At 36.4% G+C, this 10,341-nt stretch carries 10 protein-coding genes, 1 rRNA gene and 2 pseudogenes; 4 read left to right on the top strand and 9 right to left on the bottom strand.

Translation table 11 applies throughout. The features are described from left to right. Positions 1-151: 151 nt before the first annotated feature. Both ACFQIC_RS09490 and ACFQIC_RS09495 read left to right on the top strand, forming a co-directional pair. Positions 152-1,825 (top strand): BCCT family transporter, encoded by a 1,674-nt coding sequence (locus tag ACFQIC_RS09490; protein ID WP_204711959.1) that lies wholly within the window; start codon positions 152-154, stop codon positions 1,823-1,825. Positions 1,826-2,038: 213 nt separating this feature from the next. Then, positions 2,039-2,986 carry an alpha/beta hydrolase gene (locus tag ACFQIC_RS09495; RefSeq protein WP_204711943.1) on the top strand — a complete coding sequence of 316 codons (948 nt, stop codon included), beginning with the start codon at positions 2,039-2,041 and terminating at the stop codon, positions 2,984-2,986. 352 nt (positions 2,987-3,338) lie between these two features. Here ACFQIC_RS09495 and ACFQIC_RS09500 read toward each other — a convergent pair whose 3' ends face one another. Together ACFQIC_RS09500 and ACFQIC_RS09505 are read right to left on the bottom strand one after the other, a co-directional pair. Beyond that, positions 3,339-3,710, bottom strand: coding sequence for a VOC family protein (locus ACFQIC_RS09500; protein ID WP_204711947.1), 372 nt, complete (start codon positions 3,708-3,710; stop codon positions 3,339-3,341). Positions 3,711-4,064: 354 nt separating this feature from the next. Continuing rightward, positions 4,065-4,577 carry a DUF6241 domain-containing protein gene (locus ACFQIC_RS09505; RefSeq protein WP_204711949.1) on the bottom strand — a complete coding sequence of 171 codons (513 nt, stop codon included), beginning with the start codon at positions 4,575-4,577 and terminating at the stop codon, positions 4,065-4,067. A 183-nt stretch (positions 4,578-4,760) separates the two neighbouring features. On the opposite strand from ACFQIC_RS09505, the gene ACFQIC_RS09510 reads away from it, so the two are divergent. Continuing rightward, a complete protein-coding gene (locus ACFQIC_RS09510; RefSeq protein ID WP_204711951.1) occupies positions 4,761-4,919 on the top strand; it encodes a hypothetical protein in 159 nt (52 codons plus the stop codon). A 523-nt stretch (positions 4,920-5,442) separates the two neighbouring features. Here the strand turns inward: ACFQIC_RS09510 and ACFQIC_RS09515 are convergent. Next, the gene (locus tag ACFQIC_RS09515) at positions 5,443-5,709 is read right to left on the bottom strand and encodes a YvdQ family spore coat protein (RefSeq protein ID WP_204711953.1); all 267 of its coding nucleotides are present in this window, start codon (positions 5,707-5,709) and stop codon (positions 5,443-5,445) included. A 160-nt stretch (positions 5,710-5,869) separates the two neighbouring features. Here ACFQIC_RS09515 and ACFQIC_RS09520 point away from each other — a divergent pair, with 160 nt between their 5' ends. After that, the gene (locus ACFQIC_RS09520; RefSeq protein ID WP_204711955.1) at positions 5,870-6,439 is read left to right on the top strand and encodes a CBO0543 family protein; all 570 of its coding nucleotides are present in this window, start codon (positions 5,870-5,872) and stop codon (positions 6,437-6,439) included. Between the two features lie 108 nt (positions 6,440-6,547). Here ACFQIC_RS09520 and tatC read toward each other — a convergent pair. From tatC to rrf, 6 genes and pseudogenes are all read right to left on the bottom strand, one after another. Next, positions 6,548-7,305 (bottom strand): annotated as a pseudogene (gene tatC / locus ACFQIC_RS09525) (twin-arginine translocase subunit TatC). 24 nt (positions 7,306-7,329) lie between these two features. Further along, positions 7,330-7,542, bottom strand: a complete 213-nt coding sequence (tatA, locus tag ACFQIC_RS09530; RefSeq protein ID WP_204711957.1) for a twin-arginine translocase TatA/TatE family subunit — start codon at positions 7,540-7,542, stop codon at positions 7,330-7,332. Positions 7,543-7,599: 57 nt separating this feature from the next. Next, a pseudogene (locus ACFQIC_RS09535) lies at positions 7,600-9,322 on the bottom strand (GMC family oxidoreductase). 25 nt (positions 9,323-9,347) lie between these two features. Then, positions 9,348-9,560, bottom strand: coding sequence for a gluconate 2-dehydrogenase subunit 3 family protein (locus tag ACFQIC_RS09540; protein WP_390217059.1), 213 nt, complete (start codon positions 9,558-9,560; stop codon positions 9,348-9,350). Further along, positions 9,557-9,910 carry a gluconate 2-dehydrogenase subunit 3 family protein gene (locus ACFQIC_RS09545; protein ID WP_390217060.1) on the bottom strand — a complete coding sequence of 118 codons (354 nt, stop codon included), beginning with the start codon at positions 9,908-9,910 and terminating at the stop codon, positions 9,557-9,559. The genes ACFQIC_RS09540 and ACFQIC_RS09545 overlap by 4 nt, the downstream gene beginning before the upstream one ends. A 140-nt stretch (positions 9,911-10,050) precedes the next feature. Then, positions 10,051-10,164: ribosomal RNA gene (gene rrf, locus ACFQIC_RS09550) — 5S ribosomal RNA — on the bottom strand. Positions 10,165-10,341 lie beyond the last annotated feature (177 nt).

Raw genomic sequence — 10,341 nt, forward strand, 5'->3', positions numbered from 1 at the left:
AAATGATTTACATTATAGCTGAACAAGTGATACATTTTAAAAAAGTTTATTTTCTTGACTTGTTCTAAAATTGAATAACAGTAACATATCTACTTTCACAGATTACATAATGGAAGGAGTCATTTGTGCAAATGATCACACAGATAAACTTATGACTAAAAACTATTCATATTCAACCAAAAATCCTGGAAAAGTATTTCTTATTTCTGCAATTCTTGTCACTTTATTCGTCTTATGGGGGGCACTTTCACCAACTTCACTTGATAAGGCAGCAGGGGTAGCTCTTGATTGGATGATTACCAATTTCGGATGGTATTACATGCTTATCACCGCTTTTTTTGTCTTATTTGTAATCGGACTTTCCTTAAGTCCCTACGGAAAGCTAAGATTAGGAAAACCTGATGACCGTCCTGAGTACTCTTGGTACTCATGGATTGGAATGCTTTTTGCTGCAGGTATTGGAGTCGGGTTTGTTTTCTGGGGAGTGGCCGAACCCGTTCTTTATTATTTAGATACTCCTGTTGGCTACACACCAGAAACAGAGGAAGCAGCTCTTGCCGGGCTCCGCTATGGCTCATATCATTGGGCATTACATCCTTGGGCGATTTTTTCCATTGTCGGGTTAACCCTTGCTTATGTTCAATATCGAAAAGACCGACCAGCATTAATTAGTTCAGCCTTTTATCCATTATTAGGTGATAAAATCAATGGTTGGGCTGGACAAACAATTGATATTTTAGCAGTACTCGCAACATGTACAGGGGTAGCCACTACTTTCGGGCTTAGCGCTATGCAAATAACTGGGGGGCTTTCTTACATTTCCCCGATCCCTAATAATGCTTGGACTCAAATCATTATTATCGCTATTGTCACCTTTTTGTTTATGTTCTCTGCAGCAAAAGGAGTCAATAAAGGTATTAAGTTCTTAAGTAATATTAATTTAGTAATAGCCGGGCTTTTTCTTCTTTTTGTCTTGATCGTCGGTCCTACTATCTTTATTGCAGAAAGTTTTGTAACAACGCTAGGCGGTTATATCTCTAATATTGTTCCGATGAGCTTAACATTGACACCATTTTCAGAAAGCGAATGGTTAGGTACAAATACCATCTTTTTCTGGGCTTGGCACATTTCTTGGGCTCCTTTTATGGGACTTTTCATTGCACGAATCTCTCGCGGACGAACGATTCGCGAATTTATGGCTGGAGTACTCATTGTACCTTCTCTGCTAGCCATTATATGGTTTACCACTTTTGGAGGAACAGCTTTAAACCTTGAAACGAATGGACCAGGTGGCATTGCTGAACTAGTTACAAGTAACGTCGAACTTGCACTTTTTGCTACGCTAGCAGAGTTACCGTTAAGTGGAATCACTAGTATTCTTGGAATGTTGCTTATTTTAATATTTTTCATTACATCTGCTGACTCAGCCTCCTATGTATTAGGGGCTATGACTTCTCGTGGAAGTCTTGCCCCATTATTGTCTGTAAAATTAATTTGGGGATTTCTTATTGCCGGAGCCGCCAGTGTTCTTTTACTAAGTGGAGGAGGCGGATTGGGTGCATTACAAACCGCTTCGATTATTGCAGCTTTACCGTTTTCCGTCATTATGATTTTCATGATCATCTCATTATTAATAATGTTCAGGAAAGATTGGGCAATGAATCGAAAAGTGAGACATAGCCCTCCTGAAACAGAAGTAACTCATGGAGAACTTTCAGATGACGAAAAAGCAGCTTTAAAAGCAGAAATATATGAAGAAGTTAAGGAAGAAATCTACGACGAGATTAAAGAAGATATTATTGAAGAACTTGATAACAAGAAATAAAACTAAAGGATGTCGCTAAAATTTAATATTTTTAGCGACATCCTTTTTTACATTATTGAACCACCACGTCATTATACAATGCAGTTATGTTAAAAACTCTTCTAGAAAAATCCTTACCGTTCTGGGAAGAATAAGAAACTCTTAAATACTTCAACGACTTTATGGAAATGAATAATAGTACAAATCCCTCGAACAGATAAGGAGAAACGCCTCGTGAATAAAGATAAGGATATAAAAAAAGTTTTGAACCGTTTGTCACATTGGGATCAAAAATTAGACTTCCAAAATCCTGTAAAAAAGAATGTAGATATTAAGGCATACCTAAATTATTACGGGTTAAACTTCCAAGATGTTGACCTTCATTTTGGCAATATTGAAATCGATGAAACTGAAATTATCGTCCAAATCTTCAAAACAAAAGAGAGCAAAGGTATAATTTTTATATTACATGGTTACTTAAACCATGTCGGTCATTTAAAGCATATTATTCAATACTTGACTAAGCATAACTACACAGTAATCAGTTACGATCTGCAAGGCCATGGTCTTTCTAACGGGAAGCGCGCTTCCATCGAAAGCTTTTCAGATTATGTAGTAACACTGGAAAAATTAATGAAAAAATCTAGAGACGAACTAGAGGGTCCCTTTTATGTCATGGGACATAGCACAGGTGGTGCCATAGCAATTAACTATGTATTACAAAATCCTTTACACCACTTCGATAAAGTTATACTAGTAGCACCGTTGATTCGATCAAATTACTGGCTTCTAACTAGAATTGGTTATTCCCTTGCCAACAGTTTTCCATTCATAAATAAACTCAAAATGTATATCCAAAAAAATTCTGCCAATAAAACCCACATGAATTTCACAAAAAGGGATCCGTTACAATTAAACACAGTCCCATTGGCATGGCTAAAAGCTCTAATGAAATGGAATGAAGAAATCAGCACATACAATCCAGTTAATACAGAGACTTTAGTCATTCAAGGTAATAAGGATACAACTATTGATTGGAAATATAACGTAAAATTCATTACAGAGAAGTTTAATAACTTACAAATAGTCCAAATAGATGAAGGAAAACACGAACTGCTAAATGAATCCCGTCAAATCCGTGCTGCTCTGTTTTCTGCAATTCTCCGATTTTTAAAAGAGTAACATAATGGTTATCTCTGGTTTAAATAAATAAACATAGTCAATCAGATCATTAATATGAATGTGAGTGAGTTTATTCTACTAGTTAATAACCAATTGCGATTTTCCATTTTTTTGTGAATCCTTCTTATTGACCGATAATCACACCTAGAACAACGGTCTCTCTTAACAATTCTTTCTCTGATATTTTATACTTTGCAAATACTTCTGGCTTATCAACCGTGTGATTCTTCATGAGGAGCTCAGTTGCTTGTGTGGAGAGCCTACATGTTCTAAATCTCATATTTAATTGTTCGCCTTTTATCGACACATCAAAGATTTATCGCCAATTTGTTCTCTTTCCTAAGCCCTATCATTATCGATTAAATTCAATTAAATTTCCATCAGGATCACTAACAAAAACCTGATGCCAACCTGTTTTACTAGCTGGCTTATCTAAAAACTCCACTTCATATTCTCTTAAGCGTTTGATAAGTTTTTCTACATCTTTTACACGAATCGCATAATGACCATCACGACTATCGATCTCATAAGTCCCCCTTAACGCTTTACCATCGCTATGAACAATGAGGTGGATTTGGGTTGAGCCCACTTGATACCATGCTCCAGGAAAATCAAAGTTAGGACGATCCTCACTCTCCTGAAACCCTAAGATTTCCCCGTAAAATTTTTTTGACTTCTCAATGTCTGTCACTAATAAAGACACATGGTGAATACCTTCATACATCATAATAACTCCTTTCTTTTACAAATATTGAATAGATGATAATACTACTTTAACATTACTCATTATTTAGTAATACACAGCAGGACTTGTAGAGAGTTTCTACAAGTCCTTTTCCTGTTCAGCTTTTTCAATGTCTTCTTTCAATTGAGATAAAATCTCTTGTCTCACCCACATCTCCCTTTCAAAACCTCCTCGATCACAGCATCAATATCATTCATCGGGTGCTGATATGCGAAATTCTCCCAAATATAGATCGTCCTAAGAAAACTTTGCTGAAGTTGGCGAAGTAATTTCTTTTCTGTTCCTATCCTGACTTAATTTATAAAAAAAAGTCCTCTTTCCTAGGAGGACTTATCAAGGTTTGCTATTTATATATTCCTTTTCTTCCTCTTCAGATAAAATCCCAGTGGTTTTTCCAACAGTACCGCCTTGCATGTTCCAAATCGTGTTATGATCTTTATCCACCTCAGAAAAATCTCCTGCTTTCCATTTAATTAGAATATCTCTATAAATATCTTCATTGATGGTATCCGTTTTATCTAATCCATTTAACAACCAGTCTATTCGTTCATCATGGATTTGATAAAATCCCCACTTTTTACTTGCCTCTACTTTTTGATGGGACATTCCGTGAATATAACTGCGGATCTTGTTACCCGATAACTCTTCTTGTTTTATATCCATACCAAAGGGGTTTTGCCCTTCATTTTCAAAGTCTGCTATTTCTTCAGTTGTTATTTTTCCACTCGCTTCTTGATTCGCTTTTAAACCCTCATCATGTCCTGTTATTAACATATCAAAAAATATATAAATACCACCACAAACTATAAATAAAGTAACTCCTGCAATTGTAAATATTTTTTTCAAAAAATTCTGTCCCCCTCAATTATTTCTGAGCTTAACTATGTATCTTACAGGAAATTACAATATTTTTCAATTTAGCAAAACCTCGTGACTTTTCTTTCCTAGAATCTCAAGTACCTTTAGCTATTTGAATGAGTGTAACTTGTTTATTTGGAAAAGATAAGGATAGATAAGGGGGTGTTTTCTTTGGAGAATTATCGTGAATATCGAACAGGGCAAGGTGTTCCAGAAACAGGTGAATACTTATGTCAGTCAGGGGAAAAAGCTAAACTAAACAAAGATGAAAATTTCCCTTCCTGCCCTATAAGTGATAAGGAAACTACTTGGAAACCTGAAGATCGTTAATCCGTTAAAATTTAAAATGAGAGGGCAAACACTTGTTGTTTTCCTCTCTTATTTTAAATACACACTTTCAACTAATTGAATATTTATGTTAAACATGGAAGTTAAAATAGAAACATGGTTCCGTCGTTACAAGGGGATTAGGGGTTTGGCTCATTGAAGTGAACGGAACCGTCACTTCTGTAAATGTCATGACAGCAAAGAAATAAAAATAACTTGAATTCCGCCATAAACTTTTAGGCTCTTCAAGAAAACTTCTGATCAAAAATGCTCAGACCTTTTTGCTTTAAGTATTTTTTATGTACCATTACTAGTTATTTTTCCTGTTCATTTGTTTTTTAATTAACATTATTAATTTTCTAAATCCTTTGCTAAAAGAACTTGATCTAAAAATCCAAGTTCAATCATTAAATTTAGTGTATCTTCTCCTTATAAAGAAATCTCTGCCCATAATCGAGAAATGTCTACACCTATGTCTTACCTCATCATACGTTCAGGAAACGGACTCGTTGTACTATCAGTAATCTCACTTTCCCATGTAGGTAGTTTTGGCAAATTTTCCTTTTCCAATAAACCCGCACTTAAAGTGATTATCAAGCTTTTTTGATGAAGTAATTTGAATGAAACTTCTTAAGAATTCTTTAATAATCTCCATGTTAGCACTCTCGAGTATCCGAACAACGTTTGCGTCATTAGCAGTTCCAAAATACGTTGTAACTTCTACCGCCATAGTATTGGCCATATATGAATTCCAAAGGTTAGTTAGCTCTGCAGTGGTTAAATAATTTTCCAAACCATGTTCCCTCCAAAATAGGATTTATAATTATGTTTCCCTAGATGGTAAAGCGTATACCAATATAGAATTTCTCCTGATTTTCATTTCAGAACTTATTCTGAATAAGAGTTAATTCAACAGCAAAAACTAAAATGTAGAAAGACTTTGGAGGTATGTTATGAATGAAACTCAGCTATCTAATAAAATTTTCGAACAAAAAGAACAACTGAATAGTCTAATATCTAAATACTACGAACTGTACTCTGGAATGGACACATGGTACTTGTGGTTCAATATTGCAAGTATTTTAATCCCGCTTATCATTCTATATTTTAAGATAGATAAAAAAAGATTATTCGAAATCTCTTTTTTTGGTTACACAGCCCATTTATTGTGGGCGAATATTGATAGTGTATTATCCGCAAACAATTATCTCGTCCATCCACATACACTTACCCATTTAACGCCAACTGGTATAACTATTACAGCAGTTTTATTCCCGGTTACGTTTATGCTGTTGTATCAATATTGTACTAATAAAGAGAAAAGTTTTTATATTTATGCTATTATCTTTTCCTTGATTTTCGCCTATGGATTTGGCGGTTTTTCTAAAGCTGTTGATTTGTTAAAAATGCACAAGGGGATGAACTTAACCTATTTGTTCCTTATTGATATTGCAGTTGCATTTACAGCTTTATGGGTGACAAAGCTTTTTCGTAAGTTCAAAGATGTGGGCAGAAATGTATAAGGATTCCTCCACTAGTTACAATAGCTACTACTGTCTACTAAAAATACAATATAAAGAAAGAATCTATGCGTAAATTCAGCGCATAGGAACTTCGTGGGTATAAAATTATTATAGTGTAGCTTCCGGTTCACTTTCATTACGTAACTTACGTTTATACACAACTTTTGAAAGGATCAAACCCAACTCGTATAAAGCAATCAACGGTCCTAAAACAATGATTTGAGAAATCAAATCAGGCGGGGTAATAAGAGCAGACACCACCGCCATCATAAGATATCCATACTTTCTAACTTCTGCTAATTTTTGCGGTGTAACTACTCCTACAGCTGTCAAAAACATAAGCAATAGCGGTACCTCAAATAGAAAGCCAAGCGGAATTGACGTCATCAGCATAAAGGAAAAATATTCTTTTGCCGTAATCATCATATCAAAATTATGAGCCCCGATATTCATAAGAAACCCATAACAAGTGGGAAAGATAATGAAAAAACCAAAAGCGATACCAGACAAAAAACTAAGGAAAATACTCGGGATAAACGACAAGGCCGTTTTACTTTCCTGCTTCGTTAAGCAGGCTTTACAAACTTCCATACCTGGTAACCAATAAATGGAGCAGAAAAACCAAGACTCAAGCTCCCTGCAATCCCAGTATAAAACCTTACGACATCAAGTGGCCCTAACATCACTAGCTTATTTTCATCTGTCAGTAAAGGTATCACATAATTAATGGAAACAAGAAAGATTACAAAACAAACCAAAAAGAAGATAACGGAACTGATGATTGATTTTCTAAGATCTGTAATGTGTCCAACCAGTGTTTGTTCTTCTTCTAAAGAAGGTTTATCTAAGTGTGCTTCATACATCATCGTTCCCCCTAATACTATAGGTCTTTAAGATGGGTTATCTCTTTTATCCTCAGATGAGGCCTCAGTCTTTTTTTCCGGTTCTTCGTCATTCATCAAGCTATTCGCTGATTTTTTAAACTCTGATAAGGTTTGGCCAAAAGCTGCGCCAATTTCCGGCAATTTTTTCGGGCCAAAAATTATTAAGGTTACTACCAGGATGATGATCAAGCCGGGAATACCTATGTTAGTTAAACTCATAAGGGGTTTCTCCTTTTTAAAATAGTCGTGTTACCCGAAGAAGTGCTGACCATTCAGTTATACATGTTCGCTATTATTCTTAGCTTTAACGAGTTGTCCTTTTTCATCCCGATACTTAATAATACCTTCAGCTGCGCGATAAGCCAACGCACCGACTGTACCAGTAGGATTGTATCCTCCGTTATGCGGAAAAGCAGAAGCTCCAATGACAAATATGTTATCCATATCCCACATTTGTAAATAGTTATTTAGTACAGATGTCTCCGGATCATCCCCAATTATGACACCACCTGTAATATGATCGTTGTGTGCTGGGACAATATCAAAGTGTTCAGTTAGCTCACTAGGCTCTACAGTTTCAGCACCCATTTCTTCGAGGATCTCCGCACATCTTTCCGTAATATAGTCATGTAGCTTATGATCATGCTCTGTAAAATCATACGTTAGTCGGATTAATGGGTTTCCGTAGCTATCTTTATAAGTCGGGTCGAGACTCAAGTAATTGTTGCGATGGGGCATAGATGTACCTTGTGAAGTGACAGGTATTGAACGATTAAAGTATTTAATGGACTGAGCTTTAAATTCTTTCCCCCATGTTGGAGTGTCTCTTGGAGCTGCATTTTCATTAATCGGTCTTTTTCCTAATTGTTTTATAGTTATCGAACTACCATAGATAAAGTCAAGGTCTGAGTGGTCAAAGTTATCATTATTATAATCATCCAAGGTAGACCCAAGTGACCCTGCTCCCATAGATGCATTAAACTTTTCCTTAAAAAAGCCAGTAACAACTGGAGTAATGTGGTAACAGTAATTTTTCCCTATTACTCCCGTTCCAGTTTCCGGATCATAAGGTCGACCAATTTCGGAATGTAACAGCAGACGTGCGTTGTTTAAAGTATAACTCGTTAATACAACAATATCCGCTGGTTGATCAAACTCTTCACCTGTTTGTACATCCACATATCTAACACCAGTTGCTCGAGTTCCATCATGATGGATTCCCGTTACGTTAGCATTTGTCCTCAATTCAAAATTTCCTGTTTTTTGTGCAGTAGGTATGACAGTTACATTTGGAGTAGACTTTGCTCCATATTCACAACCGAATTTTTCACTGACATTGGTTTAGCACTTGTCCATCGGGATTTTCATAGCTTTCCGATATGTTAGCTGATGGTAAACGAAAAGGATTCAGACCTAAGTTCTTTCCTGCTTCTACAAAACGATTAAGCATTGGAGTACTTTTCATTGGCGGAGTGGGATAGTCGTTCTTTCTTTCAGACCTCAACGGATTAAGTTCGCCACTTGTCCCAGCCATTTTTTCAAACTTTTCATAATAAGGGGCTAATTCATCGTACGTGATACCCCAATCTTGAATTGGATATTCTTCAGGAATTTTATTTTTACCATACTTTTTATCCGTCATTGACTTTATCTCAAAATCATAGGGAGCAAAAAACCATGTATCGCCGTTCCAGTGAACTCCTGCGCCCCCCACTCCTGTTCCAATAAGAAATGCTCCAAATTGCCTCATAGGCAACGCTTGCTCATTAGGGTTATTTCGAAAAGTAATTGTTTCCTTAGAAAGATCTTGCATTAATTCATAACGAATAGCATACCGATATTCGTCATGTACCATTTGAAAATCTTCTGTAGATCTATCTACTCCTCTTTCCAGACCAACGACTTTTATCCCTGCCTTCGCAAGTTCTGCAGAAACAATCCCCCCAGCCCAGCCAATACCAACCGTTACTACTTCTACTTTATCTAATTGAGTTGCCACAATAATCCTCCTAATTCAAAATCCTCTATGATAGATGATCTCTTAAAGAATTCGGTTCCATTTCTATGAACTCTTCACTTTCGATTTCCTTTAAATAACTCATTTGACTGCCAGGGAAATTTTTCATTTTCCAGGCCTCCATATTAGCATTACCACCATAAAGTGGATCTGCATAAGTACCTGAAATAGTCGCAGACCGAAGAAGTTCAAAAAAGTATAATGAACTAACATGCTTCAATTTAATTTCATCATTCTCGAATTTTTTAATACTTCATCCTGTTTCTCTCCTTCTAAGTCAACAAAAGAAGAATCATAGTTCGATTTACTTTCTTCTTCTATGGCCCGAATTCCAACCATAAAAATCTCATGACGTCTCAGCGGTGTTTGATATCCCTGATACTCTGTTCCAGATATAAAAGGACCTTGCATATACTCTCGTTCATTTTTTCCATAGTCTCCAGCTAATTGGTGATCTATAAAGTAGGGCGCACCTAGTTGTACGGCTCCAGGGCCATTCTCATCTTTAGGATAGATTCGTTCTGTCGCAGCACTGAGTATATGGAAATCCGATTGTCTAGTAAAATACATAAACGCACGATTGAAATTAGAATCCTCCGCAGACTTCGTAGAGGTTTCCTTCCCCTCGTCCCCAATGTTAGTTCTAGCAGAATTTTTTTCACAAAAAAAAGCAAGCCTTAGATCATATAATCTAAGGCTTGCTTTGGTTCATGTGGCAGCGTCCTACTCTCACGGGGATCGACCCGACTACCATCGGCGCTGAAGAGCTTAACTTCTGTGTTCGGCATGGGAACAGGTGTGACCTCTTCGCCAACACCACCACATCATTTTATAATTGAGGTGAACCCTCAAAACTGGATAAGACATTGCATGTCATCAAACAAATAAACGTTTTTCACGATCTGTCCAGTTATGACACCTTGGTAAGGTATCATAACTTTTCTTCGAAGATAAGCCTTCGATTGATTAGTATCCGTCAGCTGCACGTGTCACCACGCTTC

It is taken from the genome of Halobacillus seohaensis (genome assembly GCF_042663045.1).
GTDB lineage: Bacteria > Bacillota > Bacilli > Bacillales > Halobacillaceae > Halobacillus_A > Halobacillus_A seohaensis.

Excerpts from the sequence above, each read along its gene's own strand:
- ACFQIC_RS09490 (WP_204711959.1), top strand. The coding sequence starts at position 152 with ATGACTAAAAACTATTCATATTCAACCAAAAATCCTGGAAAAGTATTT.
- ACFQIC_RS09500 (WP_204711947.1), bottom strand. The coding sequence starts at position 3,710 with ATGTATGAAGGTATTCACCATGTGTCTTTATTAGTGACAGACATTGAG.
- ACFQIC_RS09520 (WP_204711955.1), top strand. The coding sequence starts at position 5,870 with ATGAATGAAACTCAGCTATCTAATAAAATTTTCGAACAAAAAGAACAA.
- tatA (WP_204711957.1), bottom strand. The coding sequence starts at position 7,542 with ATGAGTTTAACTAACATAGGTATTCCCGGCTTGATCATCATCCTGGTA.
- ACFQIC_RS09545 (WP_390217060.1), bottom strand. The coding sequence starts at position 9,910 with ATGTATTTTACTAGACAATCGGATTTCCATATACTCAGTGCTGCGACA.